This is a genomic window from Kosakonia sp. YIM B13588 (assembly GCF_042788165.1).
Classification (GTDB): Bacteria; Pseudomonadota; Gammaproteobacteria; order Enterobacterales; family Enterobacteriaceae; genus Kosakonia; species Kosakonia sacchari.
The window spans coordinates 179,413-205,573 of the sequence record NZ_JBHZPO010000005.1 but is presented as its reverse complement, the minus strand read 5'-3'; the positions used below and the strand labels follow the sequence as shown (position 1 = coordinate 205,573).

Genomic DNA, 26,161 nt, shown 5'->3' with positions numbered 1-26,161 from the left:
CCAGGATGTGTGGTCAAACCATCGTAACCTGAACAAGTGTGGCACACGTGCGAGATATATTCCTGCAAACTGCCATCTATTCAGATTATTGAACCCATCGGACCAGCAATTTTTCCAGGTTATACTATTCGGATAATTCGCTCCGTCAGCCGTTATTAATTTGAGGAAATCTATGAGTCAGGCGTTATCTAATCTGCTGGCATTACTGAACCTGGAAAAAATTGAAGAGGGCTTGTTTCGCGGGCAGAGCGAAGATCTCGGCTTGCGCCAAGTTTTTGGCGGCCAGGTCGTAGGCCAGGCTTTGTATGCCGCCAAAGAGACTGTTCCTGCCGAGCGCCTGGTGCATTCGTTCCACAGTTACTTTTTACGTCCGGGCGATAGTGAAAAACCGATTGTTTATGACGTGGAAGTGTTACGTGATGGCAACAGTTTCAGCGCCCGACGCGTCGCGGCCATCCAGAACGGCAAACCCATCTTCTACATGACCGCGTCGTTCCAGGCGCCGGAAACCGGCTACGAGCACCAAAAAACGATGCCGCAGGCACCGTCACCGGATTCGCTGCAATCCGAAACGGATATCGCCCGCGCACTTGCCCATTTATTGCCACCACAGGCCAAAGAGAAGTTTCTCAGTGATAAACCACTGGAGATCCGCCCGGTTGAGTTTCATAACCCGCTGAAAGGCCACGTTGCCGATCCCACCCGCCAGGTATGGATCCGCGCAAACGGCACGGTGCCGGACGATTTCCGCGTGCATCAATATCTGCTTGGATATGCCTCAGACTTTAACTTCCTGCCGGTTGCGCTTCAGCCGCACGGCGTGGGCTTTCTTGAGCGCGGTATGCAGGTTGCCACCATTGACCACTCCATGTGGTTCCATCGCCCGTTTAATATGAACGAATGGCTGCTCTACAGTGTGGAAAGCACGTCAGCCTCCAGCGCTCGCGGTTTTGTGCGCGGCGAGTTCTATACGCAAGAGGGTGTGCTGGTCGCGTCCAGCGTGCAGGAAGGCGTCATGCGCAATCGCAACTAACCGCGCTTTAAACTTAAAAAAAGAAAAGCCTCCGAATGGAGGCTTTTTTATGCTCAGGAGATAACTCAACGCAATCAGGCGTTATAGGCGTTTTCGCCGTGGCTGTTCACATCCAGCCCTTCACGTTCTTGTTCTTCCGGTACGCGCAGGCCTACCGTCATGTCCGCCAGTTTGTAACCGATAAAGGCCACCACGCCAGACCACACGATAGTGATGGCAACGCTTTCCAGCTGCACCAGCACCTGATGGCCCATGGTCACACCTTCAGCGAAACCGACACCACCCAGCGACGTAGAAGCGAAGATACCCGTCAGGATACAGCCCACGATGCCGCACACGCCATGTACACCGAAGACGTCGCACGGGTCATCGACACGCAACATACGTTTCAGAGCGGTAACGCCCCACAGCCCAGCCAGACCGGCAATCAGACCCACAATCAGCGCACCGCCGACACCCACATAACCACAGGCCGGGGTGATACCAACCAGACCCGCGATGGCACCAGAACAGGCACCGAGCAGAGACGGCTTGCCGCGCATTGCCCACTCGCCAAATACCCACGCCAGAATGGCGGCCGCAGTGGCAACAACCGTGTTTACGAAAGCCAGTGCAGCGATTTCGTTCGCCGAGCTTGCAGAGCCGGCGTTGAAACCAAACCAGCCAACATACAGGATAGCGGTGCCAGTGAAGACCATCGGCAGGTTATGCGGTTTGAATGCTTCTTTGCCAAAGCCCACGCGTTTGCCAATCAGGTAAGCCCCCACCAGACCTGCAATCGCAGCGTTGATGTGAACAACCGTACCGCCTGCGAAATCCAGCGCACCGTGGGTTGCCAGCAGACCGCCGCCCCACACCATGTGTGCAATCGGCACGTAAGAAAGCGTCAGCCATACCACCACAAAAATCAGCACCGCAGAGAAGCGAATACGCTCAGCCAGCGCACCGACAATCAGGCCAACGGTGATACAGGCGAAGGAACCCTGGAACGCCACGTGGATATACTGATAAATGCTGCCCATCACGGCTTTCAGTTCGATGTTTTTCAACATCGCCCAGTTAAAACTCCCGAAGAAGCTGTTGCCCTCGCCAAATGCCAGCGAGTAGCCATACACCACCCACAGAATGCACACCAGTGCGAAGGTGACGGCAACCTGCGTCAGCATCGACAGCACGTTTTTACCGCGGATCAAACCGCCGTAGAACAGCGCAATGCCCGGAATGGTCATAAACAGCACCAGCGCGGTGCAAATCATCATAAAGCCGTTGTCGGCTTTATCCGCCACAGCGGGAGCCGCCATCGCCAGGCCAGGCAGTAACGCCAGCGAAGCAAGCGCTGTTTTTAATGTTGTGTTTTTCATTGTTCCGATCCCCATCACTGTGTGTCTTGTATTACAGTGCCGCTTCGTCGGCTTCGCCGGTACGAATACGAATGACGCGTTGCAGCTCAGCAACGAAAATTTTGCCGTCGCCAATTTTTCCGGTGTAGGCCGCTTTGCTGATCACATCGATTACTTCATCGAGTTGATCGTCAGCGATCGCCACATCAATTTTCACTTTCGGCAGGAAATTAACGCTATATTCCGCACCGCGGTACAGCTCAGCGTGACCCTTCTGACGGCCAAAGCCTTTCACTTCAGTTACGGTCAACCCTTGAATACCAATAGAAGAAAGCGCTTCACGCACGTCTTCAAGTTTGAATGGCTTAATCACCACGGTAACCAGCTTCATAGATCCCCCTCCAGTCGAATTCGATAATGGCCGCAGCTAACACGCAACAGACATTGCAATCGTTGTGCCAGGAATGAAAAGAGGGAGTATTTCAGGCCGTTAGTGCGCCCGGACGGGCAGAGTCAGAAAGGGAAAAAAGTCTGCCTGGGATTCGGCAGGTTAAGCGCAAAGAAAAACGCACCATGACAGTGCATGGTGCGTTACTTTTTTGCACCAACAGAGATTCCGTGAAGGTGCGTGCTTAATTTTGGTGCATCAGGCGATAAGCGACTCTTCACGCGCGCTGGCAGCCAGCTCTTCACCGGCAAGCTGTAACTGGTACATCTGCCAGTAACGGCCTTTCGCTTCGAGCAGTTGCTGATGGGTGCCGCGCTCAACTGCCTGCCCACGATGCAGCACCAGAATCGTTTCTGCCTCAACGATGGTCGATAAACGGTGGGCGATCACCACCAGCGTCGTATGCTCACGCACGGCCGCCAGCGCGTGCTGAATCGCCTGTTCGGTGCCGGAATCGATGTTCGCTGTCGCTTCATCCAGAATCAGGATCTGCGGCGTCTCAACCAGCACGCGCGCCAGCGCCAGCAGCTGTTTTTGCCCCACCGAGAGGTTATTGCCCTGCTCGCCCAGCCGGGTGTAAATCCCGTCGCTCATCGTGCGCGCCAGTTCAGCCAACTGCACCGTTTCCAGTGCTTTCCATACCTGTTCTTCGCTAATATCGCGACCCAGTGTCACGTTGGCATAGAAACTGTCCGCCAGCACCACCGGATCCTGCTGCACCATCGCCACACCTTTGCGCAGCGGTGCATGCCCTAATGCAGAAAGCGGACGCCCGTCCAGACGGATCCCCCCTTTCGTCAGTGGGTAATAGCCCATTAACAGGCTGGCCAGCGTACTTTTCCCGCTGCCGGTATGCCCGACCAGCGCGACAAAACTGCGCGGCTCAACGTGCAGGGAGATATCCTGCAGCACCAGTTGATCGTCGCGGTAAGCAAAAGAGAGATTGTCGATGTCGATAGACCCGCTTTGCAGTGGCGCGTCATCGTAGCCGTAAGTCTGGCGCGGTCGGTCCATCAACTCGAACACGCGCTCACCGGCGACCACCGCCTGCTGCAACATCGACTGCTGTGTTGTCAGTTCAATCAGCGGTTCATTGAGACGCCCGAGATAGCTGATAAAGGCATACAGCACCCCGACCTCTACCGTGCCTACGGACGAGAAACCAAACAGCATCAGCAAGCCACACAGCACCAGCGCGGAGAAAAGGCTCAACAGCGGGCGCAGCAAAAAACCGTCCAGCCGCAGGGTTTGCATGCGGGCGATATAGTGCGAACGGCTGGATTCGCTCATGCGTTCCCCAAAACGCGCCTGCTGACGGAACTGCTGAATAACGCTCATCCCGTTGATGATTTCGTTGAAACCATCGTTAATATCCGCCAGATAAGCACGCATGCGCCGCACAATGGGCGTGCTGTAACGCTGGTATAGCAGCATCACTATCAACACCGCCGGGAAAATCGCCATCGCCACCAGCGCCATGCGCCAGTCGAGGCTGAACATCGCCACCAGCATCGCGCCAATCAGCGCCGCGCTGCGCAACACCGTTGCCACCACCGTGACGTAGAGATCGCGGATCACTTCAGTATCGTTGGTCACCCGCGAAATAATCTGCCCGACGGGCTGGGTATCAAACGCGCTGAGTGGCTGGCGCAGGGCGGCATCCATAACATCGGTACGCAACTGTTGGACGACGCCGACCGCCGCCTGGTTAAACAGCAGCGCTTGCGCATAATGCAGTAGCGCCGCCAGCAATTGCAGGCCGATATACACCGCTGCCATCCCGGCAACCACGCCGAGCGGCAGATAGTTTTTCGCCACCATATTATCGATAAAGTAGCTGATCAGCGCCGGGCCGGAGACTTCGGCAATCGCCGCGACCCACAGCATCAGCACCGCTTTAGCCAACGGTTTGCGCCACGGCGAGCCGTATTTCAGCAAGCGTTTAAGCGTTGGCCACTGTCTGGTGAAATTACGCATCAACCGCCTCCTGCGGAACATCATTCAGCGCCGCCTCCAGTTGCTGATAGCGATACATATCGCGATACCAGCCGGGCTGGCGCGCCAGTTGCTCGTGCTGGCCGCGTTGTGCGATGTGCCCATGCTGCATGACGATAATCTCACTGGCTTCGGTCAGCGCCGACAGGCGATGCGCGCTGATAATAACAGTGCGTCCTTCGCCCCACTGGCGCAGGTTGTGCAAAATCTGGTGTTCAGTACGCCCATCCACAGCGGAGAGCGCATCATCGAGGATTAAAATCTCCGCATTCAGCAGCAGCGCACGGGCAATCGAGATTCGCTGCTTTTGCCCGCCGGAGAGCATCACGCCGCGCTCACCCACTTCGGTGTCGTACCCCTGCGGTAGACGCAGAATGTCGTCGTGCACGCTGGCAAGTTTCGCGACATGCTCGATCTCCTCTTGCGTCGCACCCGGTTTACCCAGCGCAATATTGTTGCCCACGGTATCGGAGAAGAGAAATGGCGTCTGGTTGACCACTGCCAGGCGGCTGCGCCAGGCGTCCAGTTGCAGGCGCGTCAGGGGGATATCGTGAAAACGGATATCGCCCTGCTCAACATCGAAATGGCGCTGAATGAGAGAAAGCAATGTGGTTTTCCCAGCGCCTGTCGGGCCGCAAATGCCCAACATCTGGCCTGGCGCCAGCATCACAGCCACATTGCTGAGCACCGCGCTTTCAGTCTGCGGGTAACGAAATTCACGGATGGCGATATTCAGATTACCGCGCCCTTCCGGCACCGGTTCGGGGCCATCATCCACTACCGGCGCTTCCGCCAGCATATCGCGGATACGGCTGTAAGCCGCGCTGCCGCGCTCGACGATATTAAACATCCATGCCAGCGCCAGCATCGGCCAAATCATCAGGCCCAGATACATGGCGAAGCTGGTCAACTGGCCGAGCGTTAAGGAACCGTGCACCACCATCCAGCTACCGCCGCCAATTGCCAGCATATTTGCCATACCAATGGCGATATAAATAGTGGGATCAAAACGGGCATCGACGCGGGCCACGCGCATGTTTTTCGCACCGGTGTCTGCCGCTTCGCGACTGAACAGTGCCGACTGGCGATCCTCCAGGCCGAATGCTTTGATCATGCGAATGCTGGTCATGCTCTCCTGGGTTCGATCGTTTAATGCCGAAAACGCCGCCTGCGCCAGCTTAAAGCGCTGATGCAACTGATCGCCGTAACGCTTGATAACCAGCGCCATAATCGGCATCGGTAACAGCGACAGCAGCGTAAGCTGCCAGCTGATTTGCGTTGACATCACCACCAGCACCACGCACCCCATCACCAGCGAATCCACCAGTGTCAGCACCCCTTCGCCTGCGGCAAAAACGACGCGATCGACATCGTTGGTCGCGCGCGCCATCAAATCACCGGTGCGGTGACGGAGATAAAATTCCGGGTGTTGTCGGCTCAACTGTCGGTAAAAATCTTCCCGCAGTTCAACGGCCAGTTGATAGGATGCGCCGAACAGCCAGACACGCCAGACGTAGCGCAGCAAGTAGGTGACGATCGCAACGGCGACCAACACCCCCACCCACATCCACACTTGTTGCGTAGTGAAATGCTGTTTGGTGACGCCATCCACCACAATCCCAACCACTTTGGGTGGGATAAGCTGCAAGATAGCAATAATAATAAGTAAGGCGACAGCCCCGAGATAGCGTTGCCATTCCCGGCGAAAGTACCAGCCTAACTGAGCAAATAATCGCACGCGGTTACATCCTGAACGTGATTTTCCGGCAGTGAATTACTGCCGCGAGGGTTATTCAATGGGCAAAGCCGTGGTGTATTTTATCTGTTCCATGGCGAAGCTAGAAGTGACATCTGACAGCCCCGGAACGCTGTTCACCAGCTTCTTGTAAAAGTCGTCATAGCGTTTCATATCGGCCACCTGCACCCGCAGAAGATAGTCGTATTCTCCCGCCATACGCCAGAAACCGAGTACTTCCGGCATCTGCGTGACTTCGTTAACGAAACGGCAGTACCAGTCGCTGCTGTGATGCTGGGTTTTGATCAGCACAAATGCCGTTAAATTTAACCCCAGCTTTTCGGCATCCAGCACCGCCACCCGACCGAGTAAAATACCGTCATCTTCCAGCCGCTTCAGACGTTTCCAGCACGGTGTGGTGGTCAGATTAACGGCATCTGCCAGCGCCTGCAAAGAGAGCGAACAATCCTGTTGCAGCAGCGAAAGCAGTTTGCGGTCAATTTTATCTAACATTACCCACCTCAGGAGAATATTTTTCTCTTAACAGTCTAATACAAAGGCGAAATGACAACCCTTTTTTCTTTCTCTTTCGCTAGACTGGGCACAAAATGACAAACGGATAACCACCATGAATAGCAACTGGGTTAAATACGCTATCAACGAAATCAATGCTGACGCACAGCGTTCGGCAGATACCCATTTAATCCGTCTGGCACTGCCCGGTTTTGCAGGTATCAACCTCTATTTAAAAGACGAAAGCACTCACCCGACCGGCAGCCTGAAGCACCGTCTGGCACGCTCGCTGTTTCTTTACGGCTTATGCAACGGCTGGATCAAAGAAGGCACCACGATTATTGAAGCCTCTTCCGGTTCCACGGCGGTTTCAGAAGCGTGGTTCGCACGGCTTTTAGGTTTACCGTTTATTGCCGTGATGCCGCACTGTACGGCGAAACGCAAGATTGAACAGATTGAGTTCTACGGCGGTCGCTGCCACTTTGTCGATAGCGCCTGCGAGATTTACGCCGAGTCCGAACGGCTGGCAAAAGAGTTGAACGGTCACTATATGGATCAGTTCACTTTTGCCGAGCGCGCAACCGACTGGCGCGGCAATAACAATATTGCCGACAGTATTTTCCGTCAGATGAAAAACGAACCGCACCCGCAACCCGATTATATTGTGATGAGCGCGGGCACCGGCGGGACTTCCGCCACCATAGGCCGCTATATTCGCAGCCAGGGTTATGGCACACAGTTGATGGTGGTCGATCCTGAAAACTCCGTGTTCCTCGACTACTGGCAACATCGCGACGCCAGTCTGCGAAGCGCGGTGGGCAGTAAAATCGAAGGTATTGGCCGCCCGCGTGTGGAACCCTCGTTCATCGCCGACGTTGTTGATGAGATGCTGCGCGTGCCGGACGCGGCAAGCATTGCCACCGCACAATGGCTGGAAACGCAACTGGGGCGCAAAGTGGGCGCATCCACCGGCACCAATATGTGGGCCGTGTTGCAGCTTGCCGCGCGGATGCGTGAAGAAGGCCGCAGCGGCTCTATCGTGACGCTGCTGTGCGACAGCGGTGAACGCTATCTGGACACTTACTACAACCCGCAATGGGTAGCGGCGAACTTTGGCGATATTGAGCAGTGGAAAGCCGAAATCGCCCGCCTTACGGCATAAAAAAAGCCAGGCAGTAGCGCCTGGCTTGCTGGAAAGATCTTTTCATTCGGGGGAATAAGGAAGATTGGGTGTGTCCAGCCAGTGTGTCAAAAAGTGTGATACCGCCTGATCCCGGCAGTGTCCAATTACCGGTAAATGGGGCAGCGCCGCACGCAATTGCGGCATGGCGTTGCCCATGATCATTCCTTTACCGACGCTTTCGAGCATCTCTCTGTCATTCATCGCATCGCCAAATGCCATGCAATCCTGCAAGGAATAACCCAGCGTCGTGCTGAGAACCGCCAGCGCCGAGCCTTTGTTGCACCCTACCGGCAGGATTTCCAGGCAGTCCATCGCAGAGAAACACAAGTGCGCACGTGCGCCCAGCGCCTCATTTAGCTGAATGCGCAAACGGCAAAGATCGTCGTGATCGCCAACAAAGCAGATTTTGGTCACGTCATGCGCTGGCAGGCGTTTGAGATCGGTGAGCTGGTAGGTAAATCCGCTATAAAGGTGCGCCTGCAACGTCTCTGGCAATGCTTTGTTGGTTAACCAACCCGAATCATTGAAAACATGGACAGTAGCTTCGGTTTCCCAGCGGCTATGCAGCACCAGATCGGCCACTTCCGGGCTAAGATCCTGGCGATACAGCACGTCACCTTCGCGAGAATGGATCCGCGTACCATTACCGGTAATTAAAAAGGCGTCCATCGCAATAGCGCTGAGAATGCGGCGCATCTCCAGAACGTGCCGCCCGGTCGCGAAAGCGAGCGTCACCTCGCGCTCATGTAAGCGCCGGAGGGTTGCCAGGGTTTGGTCGCCCAAACGATGGTCGGGCATTAACAAGGTGCCATCCATGTCAAAAGCGGCCAGACGTGCCATGATTTTTCTCCGCTTGCAGTGCGTTTTTGTGAAGTTCAGTGTTGCGATCCAGTATTGCGTGGGATATACGGAAGTAATAGTGAATAGATGAAAATTATTGTTCCGGGTTTATGCGACAACTGAATCGGCTTAATCAATATCAGCGCCTGTGGCAGGCATCCGCCGGAGAGGCGCAATCCGTCAGCATTGGTGAACTGGCAACGCGCTGTTTTTGCAGCGAGAGGCATATGCGCACGCTGCTGCGCCAGATGCAGGAAGCGGGTTGGTTAAACTGGCAGTCGCAATCCGGGCGCGGCAAGCGCGGTGAGCTTCATTTTCTCGCCACACCTGAATCTCTGCGTAGCGAAATGCTGGAACTCGCGTTAAACGCCGGGCAACAGCAGAACGCGCTGGCGTTGGCGCAGCTCGATCCTGACGATCTTCGCGCATTGCTCAATCCCTTTCTGGGTGGCTTATGGCAAAACGAAACGCCGACGCTGCGCATTCCCTATTATCGCCCGCTGGATCCGCTGGTACCGGGCTTTCTCCCCGGCCGTGCGGAGCAGCATTTAGCCGGGCAGATTTTTAGCGGCTTAACACGTTTCGTGACGCGCAGTTTCCAGCCGCAGGGCGACCTGGCGCATCACTGGGATGTCAGCCCGGATGGGCTGTGCTGGCGTTTTCATCTGCACTCAACGTTGCACTGGCATAACGGCGACGCCGTGACGGCTGAACAGTTGCAGGCGCAGTTGTACATGCTGCTGACGCTGCCCGCCCTGCAAAAGCTGTTTGCCAGCGTCGAGCGTATCGACATAACGCATCCCTGGTGTTTGACCTTCAAGCTGCATCACCCCGATTACTGGCTGGCGCACAGGCTAGCCAGCTATGGCAGCCGTCTGGCGCACCCGCAGCAGCCGATGCTGGGTACTGGGCCTTTTCGGCTGGTGACATTCAGCCGGGAACTGGTTCGCCTGGAAAGCCACGACTATTACCACCTTGGCCACCCGCTGCTTAAAGCGGTGGAATTCTGGATAACCCCGCAACTCTTTGAACAAGATCTCGGCACCAGCTGTCGACACCCGGTGCAGATTGCCATTGGCGAGGCCGATGAGTTACAGCACTTGCAGCCGGTGAGTAACAGTATCAGCCTGGGGTTCTGCTACCTTACTCTGCGTCCGGGTGCGCGGTTGAATGGCGCCCAGCTACGCCGGCTGGTGCAGATTATTCACCACTCTTCGCTGCTGCAAACGCTGCCGCTGGATGAGAATCTCATCACGCCAAGTCGGGAGCTTTTACCCGGCTGGCAAATGCCCGACTGGCCCACCGAACAGGTTTCGCTACCGGACAAACTTACGCTGGTTTATCACTTACCTGTGGAATTACACACCATGGCGGAACAGTTTAAGCAGCATTTGCGGACACTCGGCTGTGAACTGACGGTGATTTTCCATAACGGCAAAAACTGGGAAGGTTGTACTCAGCTCGCCAGCGCCGATTTGATGATGGGCGACAGGCTGATCGGCGAAGCGCCAGAATGCACGCTGGAACAGTGGCTGCGCTGCGATCCGCTATGGCCAAACCTGCTGAGCGCTCAACAGTTTGCGCATCTGCAAGCCACACTGGATGCGGTTCAACGCCAGCCCGACGAACAGCAGCGCAACCGCGCGCTACAGGATGTTTTTTATCACTTGATGGACAACGCCATTCTCACCCCGATGTTTAATTATCAGTACCGCATTAGTGCACCACCGGGCGTGGAAGGGATCCACCTAAATACGCGCGGCTGGTTTGATTTTGCCGAAGCCTGGCTTCCTGCCCCATCGCTGTGAAGAAGCTGGTCGCTGCCAGCGGCTCGCGCTACCATAGTGCTTTATTTGTTATTGTCAGGAAGAATTATGAAACGAGCCGTTGTCGTGTTTAGTGGCGGACAAGACTCCACAACCTGCCTGGTTCAGGCGTTGCAGCACTACGATGAAGTGCATTGCGTGACCTTTGATTACGGCCAGCGTCATCGCGCCGAAATTGATGTGGCACGAGAACTGGCGCTAACGCTGGGCGCTCGCGCGCATAAAGTACTGGATGTGACGCTGCTGAATGAACTGGCGGTGAGTAGCCTGACGCGCGACAGCATCCCGGTTCCGGATTATGAACCCGACGCGACCGGCATTCCGAACACCTTCGTGCCGGGACGTAATATTCTGTTTCTGACGCTGGCCGCCGTATATGCCTATCAGGTGCAGGCGGAAGCAGTGATTACCGGCGTATGCGAAACGGATTTTTCCGGTTATCCCGACTGCCGCGATGAGTTTGTTAAGGCGCTGAATCATGCGGTCAACCTGGGCCTGGCAAAAGAGATTCGTTTCGAAACGCCGCTGATGTGGATTGATAAAGCCGAGACCTGGGCGCTCGCGGATTACTGGGGCAAGCTGGATCTGGTGCGTAGCGAGACGCTGACCTGCTATAACGGCATCAAAGGCGATGGCTGCGGGCATTGCGCGGCCTGTAACCTGCGCGCCAATGGTTTACAGCACTACCTTGCGGATAAACCTGCCGTGATGGCGGCAATGAAACAGAAAACCGGGCTCAAGTAAGCACGCTACACGGCCCGGTGAGCATGCGCGCCACCGGGCTTTAGCCTGATGGCGGCATTGCGTTATCCGAATGACGAAACGACGCGAAAAGGATGAATTAATCACCTTCGCGGATCATCTTCTCCAGCCTTTCTCTCAGTTCACCTTCCAGCGCCAGCGCTTTTTGCGTTTTGAGATCGATACAGACGAACGTCACCAGCGCGTCGGCAACCATTTGCCCCTCAGGGTTCAATGTCACCGACTGGCTCAGCACACCGCTTTTTCCATTAATCTGCTGCACATGGCTGGTCACCGTAAGCACATCGCCCAATACGGCCGGACGGCGATAGTTGATATTGATATTGACCACCACGAAAGCGATGTTGTTGGCGGTCATCCATTTAAAGCTCTCATTGTTTTCCAGCCCATCCCAGCGCGCCTCTTCAAGGAATTCCAGATAGCGGGCATTATTCACATGTTGGTAGACATCAAGATGAAAACCACGAACTTTGATTTGCGTCTGCATAGCGCTTCAACCTTTACCGTTTATAGTTATAGAGACAGAGGTCATACTGGTATGACCTCTTTATTCTGGCAAAGATTAGCGACTACGCAAGCGGCTTACAGTTTCAGGTTCGACAGATTACGCTCAACCAGCGTCCCTCCTATGCCTGGCACCTGCTTAAGATCGTCTACTGATTTAAACGGGCCATACTCTTCCCGATAGCTGACAATCGCCTGCGCTTTCTTGATACCCACGCCATTCATGACCCGCGACAGCTCTTCTGCCGTTGCGCTATCGATACTCACCCGGGTACCACCTTCATCATCCGCGCCTTTCGCCGCATCCTGCGCTTTGCTTTGCGCTGGCGTGGCGGCGTCGCTCTTACTTTGCACTGCGGGTGGCTTAGCCGCAGCAGAAGGCGCAGCCAGCGCGCTGTGGCTCAGTGTCGCGCAAGCGAAGGACAGCGTAATTAAGAGTGCTTTGATTCCATGTTTCATTGTGTTTCTCCTTTGTTTTCAACGCCAGGCAACAATAACCACAACGAAGGACGCAGACAAAACACAAACATTCAAAATGGAAAAGGCCGCGAAAGCGGCCTTTAAGGTTTGCAGAGAATTACTCTTTTTTTGCGAGGCGCATCGAGCCTTTTTATTGCTGTGGCTCAGCGACGATGTCACCCAGTTTGATCTTGGCTTCTTTACGCAGGTTGCTCATCAATGCTTCAAACGCGATTTGCGCATTGTTCTGCGTGATGCCCTGCACCATCGCTTTCTTCTGCGCATCCGGCATCGTGCCTGCTTTCACTTCATCCAGCGCCATAATAACGACATTGCCTTGCTGATCGTTGGCGGTGCCGAAGGAAGGCTTATCTTTTGCTGGCAGCGGCAGATTGAATGCCGCCTGGCTTACCGGATCCTGGCCAGTACGTGCCAGCGTTTTTGCCTCACCAAAGCTCAGGTAAGCCGCTTTCAGCGCATCATCACCTTTACCGGCTTTCAGTTCACCCAGCAGTTTATCCGCATCGAGTTTTGCTTGTTGCTCCGCTTTGTTGTGCTTCACGATATCGCTGACCTGAGTTTTTACTTGGTCCAGCGGCTTGATCGCTTCGGCTTTGTGATCGGAGATACGCAGCACAAATGCGCGGTCACCATCAACGGTGATGATATCGGAGTTGCTGCCTGGCGTACCGTTCTGCCCTACCAGACCACCATTGAAAATGGCATCGCTTACCGGTTTGAAATTCAGCTCTTCCGGCAGATTATCGCGACCGAACCAGCCGGTCTGAACTGCTTTGGCACCAGCAGCCTGCTCAGCACCCGCCAGCGATTCGTTATCGTTGCTCGCCGCTTCGCTCACTTTCTGCTGCAGCGCGTACCATGCATCCAGCGCTTTTTCCTGTTTCACTTTCGCTGCCAGTTCATCACGCACATCGTTCAGCGGTTTCACCTGCGCAGGCTGGATATCATCCAGACGTGCAACCAGGTAACCCACAGAAGATTTAATGACGCCAGACAGTTGGCCTTTCTCTTTCAGACCGGCGTTTTTCAGCTCTTCCGGCGTGGTGGCATCTTCAAGCCAGCCCATATCACCGCCGTTACGCGCAGAGATGATGTCCGCAGATTTCGCTTTTGCCAGCGCCGCAAAGTCCGCGCCTTTTTTTAGCTCATCCAGCACCGCTTTCGCTTCGTCTTCCGTTTTGGTCTGGATAATGCTGTAGCGATTACGCTGCGGCTGAGTGAACTGATCCTGATGCTGATCATAATAGGCCTGGATTTGCTCGTCGGTGACGTTTTCCTGCATTGATGCAGCATCCAGCTTGATATAGCTTACGCGGAACTGCTCCGGCGAGATAAAGCGGCTCTTGTTCTGATCGTAGTAGCTGGCAATTTCTTCATCGCTCGCGGTCTGCTTCGCCGCCAGCGCGTTAACATTAATTACCGCCTGGCGCACAACACGCTGTTGAGCGACCAGCGCAGCCAGCTCGTCGGTCTCACCTTTGAGCATGAAATCAGTACCGGCAACGGCGTTAATCAGTTGCTGAGAGGTTAACTGGTTGCGCAGCGCCTGAGCATATTGATCGGTGCTCATCCCCATCTGGTTTACGATGGCGCTGAAGCGATTGTTATCAAATTTACCGTTAGCCTGAAATGCCTGAGTAGCGAAAATCGCTTTTTTCACCTGATCATCGCTAATGCCAAGACCCAGGTTTTTTGCGTACTGGTCCAGCAGCGCTTCATCAATTAAGCGGTTGAGCACTTGCTGACGCACCGATTTCATGTAGTTTTCGTTGGCCGCCAGCTCCGAGAACTGATCGCCCAGCTGTTGCGCCATGCGGTTGCGCTCGCTATTCACCGCATTTTCAAACTGTGAACGGCCGATTTCCTGACCATTAACTTTTGCGGCGTAATTATTGTTACCGCCAATCAGGTAGTTACCTACGCCAGTCAAAATGAATGACACGATAATCAAACCCAGAATGATCTTGAGCACGACGTGATTTGCCGCCGCGCGTAAATTGTCCATCATGGTGTAACAACACTCCGCTGTAGGTGACTGTAGATCTCAGGCAGCTCAAGTTGCCCGCTGCGTGTAAGCGCGTATTTTGACAAGAAAACGGGGTAATTGTTAGCCCGCATCGCGTATTAACTCGCAGAAAGTGCGTCTGCACAAATAAAAAAGGCACATCTCGCGATGCGCCCTTGTAGTTTGTCGCTATCCCTTCAAAGGGAAGGCGATCAGTTTACTGCGTCTTTCAGTGCTTTGCCTGCGCGGAAACCAGGAACTTTAGCCGCAGCAATGGTGATTTCTTTGCCGGTCTGAGGGTTGCGGCCAGTACGGGCAGCACGCTCTTTAACAACAAAAGAGCCAAAACCTACCAGCGCTACGTCGTCCCCGGATTTCAAAGAATCAGTAACGGCAGCAATAAAAGCATCTAACACACGTCCAGCCGCAGCTTTAGAGATGTCAGCATCTGCGGCAATCTTGTCTACCAGTTGAGATTTATTCACTCTACTCTTCCTCTCTTTATAATTTATATCGCACCTGAATCCTTCACAGCGCGACCGCGCAGCAGTTATATCAGGCCTGTCATGCCCTTACAACACCAGTTGATGATGACACACCCAACCAGCAATCTAAATTAGCTATACAAAAAAAGGCTGGCAAGTCCGAAATCACTCACCAACCTTGTTTTTATTAACGCACTTTGCGCAAGGTCACTATTTTGCCGTTACGACTTGCATACCAAAGGGTTCATTCTGCAGCGCAAGGGCAAGAACTTCTTCGATACGCTTAACCGGATGGATATCCAGATCAGCAACAACGTTATCCGGAATCTCTTCCAGATCGCGTTTGTTTTCGTAAGGAATCAGAACAGTCTTAATGCCCCCACGATGCGCCGCCAGCAGTTTTTCTTTCAGACCGCCAATTGGCAGAACCTGGCCGCGCAGGGTAATTTCCCCTGTCATCGCCACATCTGCACGAACCGGGTTACCGGTCAGACAAGAAACCAGCGCGGTGCACATCGCAATACCAGCGCTCGGACCATCTTTCGGCGTCGCACCTTCCGGCACGTGAACGTGAATATCACGTTTTTCATAGAAATCACCATTGATACCGAGTTTTTCTGCACGGGCACGCACAACCGTCAGCGCCGCCTGGATAGACTCCTGCATCACTTCACCCAGAGAACCGGTATAAGTCAGCTTACCTTTGCCTGGTACGCAGGCGGTTTCAATGGTCAGCAAGTCGCCGCCCACTTCCGTCCAGGCCAGACCGGTGACCTGACCTACGCGGTTTTCATCGTCCGCACGGCCGTAATCAAAGCGCTGCACGCCAAGATAGTCGTGCAGGTTTTCACCGTTGATTTCGATATGCTTCAGAGACGGATCCAGCAGCAGCTGTTTCACCGCTTTCCGGCACAGTTTCGAAATTTCACGCTCCAGACCACGCACACCGGCTTCACGCGTGTAGTAACGAATGATGCCGACAATAGCGCTGTCATCAACCGTTAACTCATTAGGTTTCAATGCATTACGTTCAATTTGCTTGGTCAGCAGATGACGTTTGGCAATGTTCAGTTTTTCGTCTTCGGTGTAACCAGAAAGGCGAATCACTTCCATACGATCCAGCAGCGGCGCCGGAATATTCATGGAGTTGGAGGTGGCAACGAACATGACGTCACTGAGGTCGTAATCCACTTCCAGATAGTGATCGCTGAACGCCACGTTCTGTTCCGGATCCAGCACTTCCAGCAATGCTGAAGCCGGATCGCCGCGCATGTCAGACGACATTTTGTCGATCTCATCAAGCAGGAACAGCGGGTTTTTCACGCCCACTTTCGCCATTTTCTGAATCAGTTTGCCCGGCATTGAGCCGATGTAAGTACGGCGGTGACCGCGGATTTCCGCTTCATCACGCACGCCACCCAGCGCCATGCGGATGTATTTGCGCCCGGTAGCTTTCGCAATGGACTGACCCAACGAGGTTTTACCAACCCCCGGAGGTCCCACCAGGCACAGAATCGGTCCTTTCAGCTTGTTCATACGGCTCTGGACCGCAAGATACTCAAGGATGCGGTCTTTGACACGTTCGAGGCCGTAGTGGTCGGTATCCAGAATTTCCTGCGCCTGACGCAGATCTTTTTTGACCTTGCTACGCGCGTTCCACGGTACCTGTACCATCCATTCGATATAGCCGCGCACCACGGTTGCTTCCGCAGACATCGGCGACATCATTTTCAGCTTTTGCAGTTCAGATTCGGCTTTTTCTTTTGCCTCTTTCGGCATTTTCGAGGCGTCGATTTTACGCTTCAGCGCTTCGTTTTCGTCCGGCGCGTCATCCATTTCGCCCAGCTCTTTCTGAATGGCTTTCATCTGTTCATTCAGATAGTACTCACGCTGGGATTTTTCCATCTGCTTTTTCACGCGGTTGCGAATGCGTTTCTCAACCTGCAGCAGATCGATTTCAGACTCCATCATCGCCATCAGATACTCCAGACGTTCGTTGACGTCGGACATCTCCAGCACGGACTGCTTATCCGCCAGTTTCAGCGGCATGTGCGCAGCGATGGTGTCAGCCAGACGTGCAGGATCGTCGATGCTATTGAGCGACGTCAGCACTTCTGGCGGGATTTTTTTGTTGAGCTTGATATAGCCTTCAAACTGGCTGATCGCCGTACGCACCAGCACTTCCTGCTCGCGCTCATCGATAGCCGGCGAGTCAAGGTATTCTGCTTTCGCTGAGAAGTGCTCACCATCGTCGGCAAGCGTGGTAATGCGCGCGCGCTGAAGCCCCTCGACCAGCACTTTCACCGTGCCATCGGGCAGTTTCAACATTTGCAAAATAGACGCCACGGTCCCGACGGTGAAAAGATCGTTTACACCCGGCTCATCCGTTGAGGCTTCCTTCTGTGCAACCAGCATGATTTTTTTATCATGGTCCATGGCCGCTTCCAGACAACGGATAGATTTTTCCCGTCCCACAAATAACGGAATGACCATGTGCGGATAAACCACCACATCGCGCAACGGCAATACGGGGATTTCAATGCGTTCAGAACGCTCAGGATTCATAGAGCTCTCTCTTAGTTTAAAGTCCGCCAGGTAATCAGGTGACGTGACTGTGCAACACGCACCATTAACATGTAAAGCAGTATATGGGGATGTTTCCCACACATTCAACGCTGTGTTTACGGAAAAATAAAAGGGGAGATAAAATCCCCCCTTTTCGATTAACTGATTGTAAGATTTGGTTAATTATTCGCCAGATGCCTGCTGCGCTTCCGGCTTGCCATAAATCAGCAAGGGTTTGCTTTGACCGGCGATGACCGACTCATCAATCACCACTTTCTCGACATCTTCAAGTGATGGCAGGTCATACATGGTGTCCAGCAACGCGGCTTCAACGATAGAACGCAGCCCACGAGCGCCGGTTTTGCGCACCATTGCTTTCTTAGCGATAGCGTCAAGCGCTTCGTCGCGGAATTCGAGATCCACGCCTTCCAGGTTGAACAACGCCTGATACTGCTTCGTCAGGGCGTTTTTAGGCTCTTTCAGAATCTGAATAAGTGCTTCTTCGCTCAATTCACTCAGCGTTGCAACGACCGGAAGACGGCCGATGAATTCAGGAATCAGACCGAATTTGATCAAATCTTCCGGTTCAACCTGCGCCAGTAATTCGCCTTCGTTGGCTTTCTCAGATTTTCCTTTCACCGTTGCGCCAAAACCAATGCCGGAACCGGTTTCAACACGGTGAGAAATCACTTTATCCAGCCCTGCGAACGCGCCACCACAGATAAACAGAATTTTAGAGGTATCAACCTGCAAAAACTCCTGCTGTGGATGCTTACGTCCACCCTGCGGCGGAACTGCAGCTACGGTACCTTCGATCAGTTTTAGCAGCGCCTGCTGTACACCTTCGCCGGAAACGTCACGGGTAATAGACGGGTTATCAGACTTACGGGAGATCTTGTCGATTTCATCAATGTAGACAATCCCACGCTGCGCTTTCTGCACATCGTAGTCGCACTTCTGCAGCAGTTTCTGAATGATATTTTCCACGTCTTCACCCACGTAACCTGCTTCGGTTAACGTCGTGGCATCGGCCATGGTAAACGGGACATCCAACAGGCGCGCCAGCGTTTCCGCCAGCAACGTTTTACCGGAACCTGTCGGCCCGATAAGCAGAATGTTACTTTTACCCAGTTCAACGCCGTTGCTGGTGTCGCCATTGCGCAGACGTTTGTAGTGGTTATATACCGCGACCGCCAGCACTTTTTTCGCCTGCTCCTGACCGATGACATAATCATCAAGATGGTGGCGAATTTCATGCGGAGTCGGCAGCGCGCTGCGCTCGCGATGCGGCGCAACTTCTTTAATCTCTTCGCGAATAATGTCGTTACACAGATCCACACATTCGTCGCAGATATACACGGATGGCCCGGCGATCAGCTTACGCACTTCATGCTGGCTTTTGCCGCAAAAAGAGCAGTACAACAGTTTGCCCGAACCATCTTTGCGTTTATCTGTCATGAGTCAAAACCTCTTATCTGTTCTTTGTGCCGCACATGACGACGCATATGCCATTCCAGGCGCAAAACATTACTCAAGCGTGTGCCGCTTGTACTCAATAGTATAGCGGCACCTGCAGCCTGAGCTTAGTTACGATGGGTTAAAATTGAATCAACCAGCCCGTATTCAACCGCTTCTTGCGCGGCAAGGAAGCGGTCACGTTCTGTATCGCGTTCAATTTGTTCTAAAGATTGACCCGTATGATGCGCCATAAGTTCATTCATGCGCCCTTTCACTTTCAGAATCTCACGCGCGTGGATTTCAATATCCGTCGCCTGGCCCTGATAGCCGCCCAGCGGCTGGTGAATCATCACACGTGAGTTTGGCAGGCAGAAACGCTTGCCCTTTGCACCCGCCGTCAGCAGAAATGCGCCCATCGACGCAGCCTGGCCCATACAAATCGTGCTGACGTCCGGCTTGATAAATTGCATGGTGTCATAAATTGACATCCCTGCGGTAATTACCCCGCCGGGCGAGTTAATGTACAGGTAAATGTCTTTTTCCGGGTTTTCCGCTTCCAGAAACAGCATTTGCGCCACAATCAGGTTCGCCATGTGGTCTTCAACCTGACCAGTCAGAAAAATTACGCGTTCCTTGAGAAGACGGGAGTAGATATCGAAAGAGCGCTCACCGCGTGAGGTCTGTTCAATAACCATTGGCACCAGGGCCATATGGGGTGCAAAGTTGTCTCGTTCGCCGCTGTATGACATTTCCGTCTCCTGGATAAAAAATTAACAAACCTGCTGTACTGATTGTACTTGAGTGAGTGGGGTCTGACTACGACGCCTCACGGACGGATTATCAGCCAGAGTCTTTTCTGTCGCTATTCCCTTAGTGGGGATGACATTACCTGATTTCAAGCATAACAATCTTTTGCTGTTACGCTAACACTGAAACGCCCTTTTAGCACAGATCTGATAGTCCTGATGCGATAAAAAAAGCCCGTCACCAGCAAGCAGGTGACGGGCTTATTGCTTTTAGCTATCGCAGAAGTCGGTTAAGCCTGTTGGTTCATCAGTTCGTTAAAGGAAGTGGCTTTCTCAGTCACTTTCGCTTTTTCCAGAACTGCTTCAACCGCTTGTTCTTCCAGCGCGACGTTACGCATGTTTTCCATCAGCTCTTTGTTTTTGCTGTAGAATTCGATCACTTCTTTCGGATCTTCATACGCAGATGCCATCTCTTCGATCAGGCCTTTAACGCGCTCTTCGTCAGCTTTCAGCTCGTGGGTACGAATAACTTCTCCCAGCAGCAGGCCAACAACAACACGGCGTTTAGCCTGCTCTTCGAACAGCTCGCGCGGCAGTTCCAGAGCTTGCTTCTCGTTGCCACCGAAACGCTGTGCAGCCTGGCGGCGCAGAACGTCGATTTCGCTGTCAATCAGTGCAGCCGGAACGTCGATTTCGTTCGCTTTTACCAGGCCTTCAATCGCCTGAGATTTAACACGGTTACGCACCGCGCCTTTCAGTTCGCGATCCATGTTTTTGCGTACTTCAGCGCGCAGACCCGCAACGGAGCCATCTTCAACGCCAAAGCGTTTGATGAACTCTTCGGTCAGTTCCGGCAGCTCACGCTCTTCAACTTTTTTCAGGTTAATGACGAACTTCGCCGCTTTACCTTTCAGGTTTTCTGCGTGGTACTCTTCCGGGAAGGTCACATCAATGGTGAACTCGTCGCCCGCTTTGTGGCCTTTAATACCGTCTTCAAAGCCCGGGATCATACGACCCTGGCCCATTGCCAGTACGAAATCAGTGGCTTTGCCGCCTTCGAATTCTTCGCCATCAACGGAACCGGTGAAATCAACGGTCACGCGATCTTCAGCGTCAACAGCGCCGTCTTTGTCTTTCCAGGTCGCCTGCTGCTTGCGCAGAGTTTCCAGCATGGTGTCTACGTCAGCATCGGTCACTTCAACAACCGGTTTTTCGACTTCGATGGTATCCAGCGCTTTCAGCTCAACTTCCGGATACACTTCGAACTCTACAGAGTAGGTGAAGTCTTCGCCCAGTTTGTATTCGCCAGGAACATAGTTCGGCGCGCCAGCTGGGTTGATTTTTTCCTGAATGATCGCATCGATAAAGTTGCGGCTCATCAGATCGCCCAGAACGTCCTGGCGAACAGACGCACCATAACGCTGAGCAACAACGGTCATCGGTACTTTACCCTTACGGAAGCCGTCAATACGCACTTTCTTCGCTACGTTGACCAGCTCGCTCTTCACAGCGGTCTCGATGCTGTCAGCAGCGATTGTAATCGTTACACGGCGCCCAAGGCCCTGAGTGGTTTCAACTGAAACTTGCATCTTGTTACCTCAAAAAATCACAGTGCTCGGTCAACTCTACTCTGCGAAGCAAACCGTTTCGCTTGCAGAACCGGGATGTTCTCTCAAATCAGATATACATTCCCTGTCGTCAGAATCATCCCGAAGACATTCCGAAAAATAAGACGCAGCATTATAGCGGCATCACAGATATGAGTCGAGAACGGGAATGTCGCAATGGTGCGTCATTTTTCACACTTCTGAAGCAATTTCGCTCAAAAAAGGGCGTTTCTCGCTCAAAATTCAGACAAAACAAAACGGCCCGTAGGCCGTTTTTACATAATCTGCATGCAACATACTGGAAAAGTTTGGGCAGTTGCAACCAGGTTTTCTACGCGATGCTTCCGGCACCGCGACAGGCTGGCGAGGTCAGCAGGGTATCCTGCAAACCTTCCCACTCCTTAAGTGTGTAAGTATGCAGAGCCAGTGCATGAATCGTCGTAGACAGTTCATCTGCCAACGTGCCGTAAATCATGCGATGACGGTTCAGAAAACGCTCTCCAGTAAAGCGGTCGCTAACCAGTACAACTTTGAAGTGACTTTCAGAACCTGCGGGGACATTGTGACGATAGCTCTCGTCAACAACCTCGAGAATGAGGGGCTCAAATGCCGCCTTCAGCTTTGCTTCTATTTGTTCGCGCATCATCATGATATTACACCTCCGACAACGCTGAGATGCCAGACATCTCTTTAAATGTTAGCCGCTTTTACCGTCTCCATAACAATAAAACAACAAAAAATTAGCGTTCGTCCTATTTTCCCGCTCAAGGTGATGAACTCTACTGAAAGCAGCTTTTTTGCGTGGCATCACCCATAAAAAGGTTTTTGACGGCAAAAAAAGCACAAGACGATGAATTTCCATGCATTGAGGACTTCCTCTTAACAGCGGCAATGTTATGATGGCGAGAATTTTCCCCCAGAAGCTTAGATCCTTGAGAGCCTGAACATGTTTAAAAAACTACTCTTTCCGTTGGTCGCTTTATTTATGCTGGCCGGGTGCGCAACCCCGCCGACAACGCTTGATGTCACCCCAAAAATTACTCTGCCGCAGCAGGATCCAAGCCTGATGGGTGTCACCGTGAGCATCAACGGTGCCGATCAGCGCCCGGACCAGGCGCTGGCCAAAGTGACGCGCGATAACCAGCTGGTCACCCTGACCGCCTCACGCGATCTGCGTTTCCTGCTGCAAGAAGTGCTGGAAAAACAGATGACCGCGCGCGGTTATATGATCGGGCCAAACGGCGCGGTAAATCTGCAGATTATTGTTAACCAGCTGTATGCGGATGTCTCTCAGGGCAACGTCCGCTACAACATTGCGACCAAAGCGGATATTGCAATCATCGCCACTGCCGCGAACGGCAACAAGATGACCAAAAACTACCGTGCCAGCTATAACGTTGAAGGCGCATTCCAGGCTACCAACGACAAGATTGCTGGTGCCGTTAACAGCGTATTGACTGATACCATCGCTGATATGTCTCAGGACACCAGCATTCACGATTTCATCAAGCAAAACGCCCGTTAATCTTTTTCTGGCCCGGTTTTCCGGGCCAGTTTTTAACTCATGTCCAGTCACTACTTACGCATATTCACTCAGCCGAAATCAGCCATCCTGCTGATTCTGGGTTTCGCTTCCGGTTTGCCTCTCGCCCTGACCAGCGGCACGATCCAGGCTTGGATGACCGTTGAAAACATCGATTTAAAAACCATCGGTTTCTTTTCTCTGGTCGGCCAGGCTTACGTCTTTAAATTTCTGTGGTCGCCGCTGATGGATCGCTACACGCCGCCTTTACTCGGGCGTCGTCGCGGCTGGCTGCTCCTTACGCAAATCCTGTTGCTGGTGTCGATTGCCGCAATGGGTTTCCTCGATCCTGCCAACCATTTACGCTGGATGGCAGCGCTGGCTGTGCTTATCGCTTTCTGCTCTGCGTCTCAGGATATTGTATTCGACGCCTGGAAAACGGATGTGCTGCCGCTCGAAGAGCGAGGCGCAGGTGCGGCAATCAGTGTGCTGGGCTATCGGCTCGGAATGCTGGTTTCCGGGGGTCTGGCCTTATGGCTGGCAGATCGCTGGCTCGGCTGGCAAGGGATGTACTGGTTAATGGCCGTGCTACTGGTCCCGTGCATTATCGCCACCCTGCTCGCACCGGAGCCAGAGGATGTGATTCCGGTGCCGAAAACGCTGGAACGCGCCGTTGTCGAGCCGCTGCGTGATTTCTTCGGGCGCAACAACGCCTGGCTTATCCTTCTATTAATAGTGCTGTACAAACTGGGCGATGCGTTCGCCATGAGCCTGACAACAACATTTCTCATCCGCGGTGTCGGTTTTGACGCCGGAGAAGTCGGCGTGGTGAACAAAACCCTGGGGCTTATCGCCACGATTATCGGCGCGTTGTTTGGCGGCGTACTGATGCAACGGTTATCCCTGTTCCGCGCGCTATTCATTTTTGGCGTACTGCAGGCCATTTCAAATGCCGGTTACTGGCTGCTATCGATTACGGCGAAAAGCATTTTTACGATGGGTTCAGCCGTCTTTTTAGAAAACTTGTGTGGCGGCATGGGGACCGCAGCGTTTGTTGCACTATTAATGACGCTCTGCAACAAATCCTTCTCCGCAACGCAGTTTGCTTTGCTCTCGGCACTGTCGGCGGTTGGGCGCGTCTATGTCGGCCCGTTGGCTGGCTGGTTTGTTGAAAGCTACAGCTGGTCGACATTCTATCTCTTTTCGATTGTGGCCGCGCTTCCCGGCCTGGTATTGCTGGTGTTGTGCAAAAAAACGCTGGAATTTACGCAACAGAGTGAACGTTTTCTCTGCAGGACGGAATACGCTGCGGCGTACCGGCTGGCGCTGCGCATACTGAGCGCCGGTTGCGTGCTGTTAGGATGCTGGCTGCTGGTGCTGATGATTAACGCCACAGGTTTTACTGCCTGGTCTTTCGGCACCATGCTGCTGGAATGGGGTGCGCTGTTAGCCATTATCGGCATTGTGTTTGGCGGTGTGTTGGATTTGCTGGCGCTACGTAAAACAGAGTTGCTATGACGTGATGAACAGACGTGATTAAGAAGCGCCTGCGGGCGCTTTTTTTCGGCGTCGAAAGCCTCAAAATGTTAAAAAACAGTAAAGTGACAAAAAAATCACTTAAGAATATATTTCCCGACTATTTTTCTATTAAAATCAGGCCATCTAAAAATAAAAACGGCCCAAAACAATTCACCGAAGTTATTATTATGCTCAATAAATAAACACTCTATCTTTTTAGCAAATCACCTAATTCAAACTGAACAAATAAAAAATCTTAATTGTTTTGTGCCTTATAAATTAAAGGCTACTCTTTAACGATTCAGCACGGTTATTAATTGTTGGGTTTCAAGTTCGTTCCAATAATGTTCGATATTTGCTGGATATTTGTTAAATAAATGTATATTTAACTAATTGGTTATACCAATTTACCCCCAAGACTGATTGTGATGTAATTTTTCCGTTATAATCTCACTCTCTGGCAGTGCGAATCGCTTTTTTTACAGATTGTTGCATTCGATGTGACATAAACGGCAAAAGCCAGTAACACCTTACTGACACAGAGCCAATCATGTTTACAGTAACGTAACCTTTCCGTAAAATGCCCGCACACTTTAAGCGCCACCAGATCCCGTGGAATTGAGGTCGTTAAATGAGACTCAGGAAATACAATAAAAGTTTGGGATGGTTGTCATTAATCGCCGGTACTGTTTTACTCAGTGGCTGCGATTCTGCACTTCTTGACCCCAAAGGACAGATTGGACTGGAGCAACGTTCGCTGATACTGACGGCTTTTGGCCTGATGTTGATTGTCGTTATTCCCGCCATCTTGATGGCCGTTGGTTTCGCCTGGAAGTATCGTGCGAGCAATAAAGATGCGAAGTATAGCCCTAACTGGTCACACTCCAATAAAGTGGAAGCTGTGGTCTGGACGGTGCCAATTCTGATCATCCTGTTCCTTGCCGTATTGACATGGAAAACCACCCACGCGCTTGAACCAAGCAAACCATTAGCCCATGACGAACAACCGATCACCATTGAAGTTGTTTCTATGGACTGGAAATGGTTCTTCATCTATCCGGAGCAAGGCATTGCTACCGTGAACGAAATCGCCTTCCCGGCTAACGTTCCGGTTCAGTTCAAAGTGACCTCCAACTCCGTGATGAACTCGTTCTTTATCCCGAAACTGGGTAGCCAGATTTATGCGATGGCCGGTATGCAGACCAACCTGCATCTGATCGCCAACGAAGCTGGAACCTACGATGGTATCTCCGCAAGCTACAGCGGCCCGGGCTTCTCGGGTATGAAGTTTAAAGCAATTGCTACGCCGGACCGTGCCGCATTCGACCAGTGGGTCGCAAAAGCGAAACAAGCTCCGAATACACTGCCGGATATGGCAGCGTATGACAAACTTGCTGCGCCAAGCGAATACAACAAGGTTGAATACTTCTCCAGCGTGAAACCCGATTTGTTTAAAGACGTTATCAACAAATTTATGGGCCACGGCATGAGCATGGACATGAACCAACCGAAGGGCGAGCATAGCGAGCACCAGGGTATGGAAGGCATGGACATGAGCCACGCGGAAACCTCTCACTAAGGGGTCGAGGAAGAAAC

Annotated in this window: 22 protein-coding genes; 7 read left to right on the top strand and 15 right to left on the bottom strand. The window is 52.9% G+C overall.

The window, feature by feature from the left end:
• Positions 1–172 precede the first annotated feature (172 nt).
• Positions 173–1,033: an acyl-CoA thioesterase II gene (gene tesB, locus ACFX4U_RS11530; RefSeq protein WP_305736933.1), complete on the top strand. Its 861-nt coding sequence runs from the start codon at positions 173–175 to the stop codon at positions 1,031–1,033.
• A 74-nt stretch (positions 1,034–1,107) separates the two neighbouring features.
• Here tesB and amtB read toward each other — a convergent pair whose 3' ends face one another.
• The 5 genes from amtB to ACFX4U_RS11505 all read right to left on the bottom strand — a co-directional run bounded on the left by amtB (position 1,108) and on the right by ACFX4U_RS11505 (position 7,064).
• Positions 1,108–2,394, bottom strand: a complete 1,287-nt coding sequence (gene amtB, locus ACFX4U_RS11525) for an ammonium transporter AmtB (protein WP_020456781.1) — start codon at positions 2,392–2,394, stop codon at positions 1,108–1,110.
• Positions 2,395–2,425: 31 nt separating this feature from the next.
• Positions 2,426–2,764 (bottom strand): P-II family nitrogen regulator, encoded by a 339-nt coding sequence (gene glnK, locus ACFX4U_RS11520; protein ID WP_002891893.1) that lies wholly within the window; start codon positions 2,762–2,764, stop codon positions 2,426–2,428.
• Positions 2,765–3,019: 255 nt separating this feature from the next.
• Positions 3,020–4,798 carry a SmdB family multidrug efflux ABC transporter permease/ATP-binding protein gene (locus tag ACFX4U_RS11515; RefSeq protein WP_313506435.1) on the bottom strand — a complete coding sequence of 593 codons (1,779 nt, stop codon included), beginning with the start codon at positions 4,796–4,798 and terminating at the stop codon, positions 3,020–3,022.
• Positions 4,791–6,554 (bottom strand): SmdA family multidrug ABC transporter permease/ATP-binding protein, encoded by a 1,764-nt coding sequence (locus ACFX4U_RS11510; protein ID WP_313506434.1) that lies wholly within the window; start codon positions 6,552–6,554, stop codon positions 4,791–4,793. Before ACFX4U_RS11510 ends, ACFX4U_RS11515 begins: the two co-directional genes overlap by 8 nt.
• Before the next feature lie 51 nt (positions 6,555–6,605).
• A complete protein-coding gene (locus ACFX4U_RS11505; RefSeq protein ID WP_017458897.1) occupies positions 6,606–7,064 on the bottom strand; it encodes an Lrp/AsnC family transcriptional regulator in 459 nt (152 codons plus the stop codon).
• Between the two features lie 115 nt (positions 7,065–7,179).
• Here ACFX4U_RS11505 and ACFX4U_RS11500 point away from each other — a divergent pair, with 115 nt between their 5' ends.
• Positions 7,180–8,226: a PLP-dependent cysteine synthase family protein gene (locus ACFX4U_RS11500; protein WP_380218019.1), complete on the top strand. Its 1,047-nt coding sequence runs from the start codon at positions 7,180–7,182 to the stop codon at positions 8,224–8,226.
• 42 nt (positions 8,227–8,268) lie between these two features.
• Here the strand turns inward: ACFX4U_RS11500 and cof are convergent, their stop codons facing one another.
• Positions 8,269–9,087, bottom strand: a complete 819-nt coding sequence (gene cof, locus ACFX4U_RS11495; protein ID WP_313506432.1) for an HMP-PP phosphatase — start codon at positions 9,085–9,087, stop codon at positions 8,269–8,271.
• 110 nt (positions 9,088–9,197) lie between these two features.
• Between cof and ACFX4U_RS11490 the strand changes: the two genes are divergently transcribed.
• Entirely contained in the window at positions 9,198–10,895 is a 1,698-nt protein-coding gene (locus tag ACFX4U_RS11490; RefSeq protein ID WP_313506431.1) for an SgrR family transcriptional regulator, read from the top strand.
• 66 nt (positions 10,896–10,961) lie between these two features.
• Positions 10,962–11,657 carry a 7-cyano-7-deazaguanine synthase QueC gene (gene queC, locus ACFX4U_RS11485; protein ID WP_289892368.1) on the top strand — a complete coding sequence of 232 codons (696 nt, stop codon included), beginning with the start codon at positions 10,962–10,964 and terminating at the stop codon, positions 11,655–11,657.
• 97 nt (positions 11,658–11,754) lie between these two features.
• Here the strand turns inward: queC and ACFX4U_RS11480 are convergent, their stop codons facing one another.
• From ACFX4U_RS11480 to bolA, 9 genes are all read right to left on the bottom strand, one after another.
• Positions 11,755–12,162, bottom strand: coding sequence for a YbgC/FadM family acyl-CoA thioesterase (locus ACFX4U_RS11480; RefSeq protein WP_065369168.1), 408 nt, complete (start codon positions 12,160–12,162; stop codon positions 11,755–11,757).
• A gap of 95 nt (positions 12,163–12,257) precedes the next feature.
• Positions 12,258–12,638, bottom strand: coding sequence for a helix-hairpin-helix domain-containing protein (locus tag ACFX4U_RS11475; RefSeq protein WP_313506430.1), 381 nt, complete (start codon positions 12,636–12,638; stop codon positions 12,258–12,260).
• A gap of 151 nt (positions 12,639–12,789) precedes the next feature.
• On the bottom strand, positions 12,790–14,667 hold the full coding sequence (ppiD, locus tag ACFX4U_RS11470; protein WP_380218023.1) for a peptidylprolyl isomerase: 1,878 nt from the start codon (positions 14,665–14,667) through the stop codon (positions 12,790–12,792).
• A 209-nt stretch (positions 14,668–14,876) separates the two neighbouring features.
• A complete protein-coding gene (hupB, locus tag ACFX4U_RS11465) occupies positions 14,877–15,149 on the bottom strand; it encodes a nucleoid-associated protein HU-beta (RefSeq protein WP_017458889.1) in 273 nt (90 codons plus the stop codon).
• A 210-nt stretch (positions 15,150–15,359) separates the two neighbouring features.
• On the bottom strand, positions 15,360–17,714 hold the full coding sequence (gene lon, locus ACFX4U_RS11460) for an endopeptidase La (protein WP_017458888.1): 2,355 nt from the start codon (positions 17,712–17,714) through the stop codon (positions 15,360–15,362).
• A gap of 183 nt (positions 17,715–17,897) precedes the next feature.
• Complete coding sequence (clpX, locus tag ACFX4U_RS11455) at positions 17,898–19,172, bottom strand: ATP-dependent protease ATP-binding subunit ClpX (RefSeq protein ID WP_007373539.1); 1,275 nt, start codon at positions 19,170–19,172, stop codon at positions 17,898–17,900.
• A 125-nt stretch (positions 19,173–19,297) separates the two neighbouring features.
• The gene (clpP, locus tag ACFX4U_RS11450; RefSeq protein ID WP_017458886.1) at positions 19,298–19,921 is read right to left on the bottom strand and encodes an ATP-dependent Clp endopeptidase proteolytic subunit ClpP; all 624 of its coding nucleotides are present in this window, start codon (positions 19,919–19,921) and stop codon (positions 19,298–19,300) included.
• A 287-nt stretch (positions 19,922–20,208) separates the two neighbouring features.
• Positions 20,209–21,507 carry a trigger factor gene (tig, locus tag ACFX4U_RS11445; RefSeq protein WP_313506428.1) on the bottom strand — a complete coding sequence of 433 codons (1,299 nt, stop codon included), beginning with the start codon at positions 21,505–21,507 and terminating at the stop codon, positions 20,209–20,211.
• 349 nt (positions 21,508–21,856) lie between these two features.
• On the bottom strand, positions 21,857–22,174 hold the full coding sequence (gene bolA / locus ACFX4U_RS11440) for a transcriptional regulator BolA (protein WP_017458883.1): 318 nt from the start codon (positions 22,172–22,174) through the stop codon (positions 21,857–21,859).
• Between the two features lie 297 nt (positions 22,175–22,471).
• Between bolA and ACFX4U_RS11435 the strand changes: the two genes are divergently transcribed.
• From ACFX4U_RS11435 to cyoA, 3 genes are all read left to right on the top strand, one after another.
• Positions 22,472–23,050, top strand: a complete 579-nt coding sequence (locus tag ACFX4U_RS11435) for a lipoprotein (protein ID WP_017458882.1) — start codon at positions 22,472–22,474, stop codon at positions 23,048–23,050.
• A gap of 39 nt (positions 23,051–23,089) precedes the next feature.
• On the top strand, positions 23,090–24,565 hold the full coding sequence (gene ampG, locus ACFX4U_RS11430; protein ID WP_313506427.1) for a muropeptide MFS transporter AmpG: 1,476 nt from the start codon (positions 23,090–23,092) through the stop codon (positions 24,563–24,565).
• Positions 24,566–25,196: 631 nt separating this feature from the next.
• Positions 25,197–26,144 (top strand): cytochrome o ubiquinol oxidase subunit II, encoded by a 948-nt coding sequence (gene cyoA, locus ACFX4U_RS11425; RefSeq protein ID WP_200552978.1) that lies wholly within the window; start codon positions 25,197–25,199, stop codon positions 26,142–26,144.
• Positions 26,145–26,161 lie beyond the last annotated feature (17 nt).

What these genes read in the sequence shown, in the direction of transcription:
- ampG (WP_313506427.1), top strand. Translation starts at nt 23,090, where the DNA reads ATGTCCAGTCACTACTTACGCATATTCACTCAGCCGAAATCAGCCATC.
- bolA (WP_017458883.1), bottom strand. Translation starts at nt 22,174, where the DNA reads ATGATGATGCGCGAACAAATAGAAGCAAAGCTGAAGGCGGCATTTGAG.
- ACFX4U_RS11475 (WP_313506430.1), bottom strand. Translation starts at nt 12,638, where the DNA reads ATGAAACATGGAATCAAAGCACTCTTAATTACGCTGTCCTTCGCTTGC.
- ACFX4U_RS11500 (WP_380218019.1), top strand. Translation starts at nt 7,180, where the DNA reads ATGAATAGCAACTGGGTTAAATACGCTATCAACGAAATCAATGCTGAC.
- ACFX4U_RS11505 (WP_017458897.1), bottom strand. Translation starts at nt 7,064, where the DNA reads ATGTTAGATAAAATTGACCGCAAACTGCTTTCGCTGCTGCAACAGGAT.
- queC (WP_289892368.1), top strand. Translation starts at nt 10,962, where the DNA reads ATGAAACGAGCCGTTGTCGTGTTTAGTGGCGGACAAGACTCCACAACC.
- ACFX4U_RS11480 (WP_065369168.1), bottom strand. Translation starts at nt 12,162, where the DNA reads ATGCAGACGCAAATCAAAGTTCGTGGTTTTCATCTTGATGTCTACCAA.
- cyoA (WP_200552978.1), top strand. Translation starts at nt 25,197, where the DNA reads ATGAGACTCAGGAAATACAATAAAAGTTTGGGATGGTTGTCATTAATC.
- clpX (WP_007373539.1), bottom strand. Translation starts at nt 19,172, where the DNA reads ATGACAGATAAACGCAAAGATGGTTCGGGCAAACTGTTGTACTGCTCT.
- tesB (WP_305736933.1), top strand. Translation starts at nt 173, where the DNA reads ATGAGTCAGGCGTTATCTAATCTGCTGGCATTACTGAACCTGGAAAAA.
- glnK (WP_002891893.1), bottom strand. Translation starts at nt 2,764, where the DNA reads ATGAAGCTGGTTACCGTGGTGATTAAGCCATTCAAACTTGAAGACGTG.
- ACFX4U_RS11435 (WP_017458882.1), top strand. Translation starts at nt 22,472, where the DNA reads ATGTTTAAAAAACTACTCTTTCCGTTGGTCGCTTTATTTATGCTGGCC.
- ACFX4U_RS11490 (WP_313506431.1), top strand. Translation starts at nt 9,198, where the DNA reads ATGCGACAACTGAATCGGCTTAATCAATATCAGCGCCTGTGGCAGGCA.
- lon (WP_017458888.1), bottom strand. Translation starts at nt 17,714, where the DNA reads ATGAATCCTGAGCGTTCTGAACGCATTGAAATCCCCGTATTGCCGTTG.
- cof (WP_313506432.1), bottom strand. Translation starts at nt 9,087, where the DNA reads ATGGCACGTCTGGCCGCTTTTGACATGGATGGCACCTTGTTAATGCCC.
- ACFX4U_RS11515 (WP_313506435.1), bottom strand. Translation starts at nt 4,798, where the DNA reads ATGCGTAATTTCACCAGACAGTGGCCAACGCTTAAACGCTTGCTGAAA.
- clpP (WP_017458886.1), bottom strand. Translation starts at nt 19,921, where the DNA reads ATGTCATACAGCGGCGAACGAGACAACTTTGCACCCCATATGGCCCTG.
- ppiD (WP_380218023.1), bottom strand. Translation starts at nt 14,667, where the DNA reads ATGATGGACAATTTACGCGCGGCGGCAAATCACGTCGTGCTCAAGATC.
- tig (WP_313506428.1), bottom strand. Translation starts at nt 21,507, where the DNA reads ATGCAAGTTTCAGTTGAAACCACTCAGGGCCTTGGGCGCCGTGTAACG.
- amtB (WP_020456781.1), bottom strand. Translation starts at nt 2,394, where the DNA reads ATGAAAAACACAACATTAAAAACAGCGCTTGCTTCGCTGGCGTTACTG.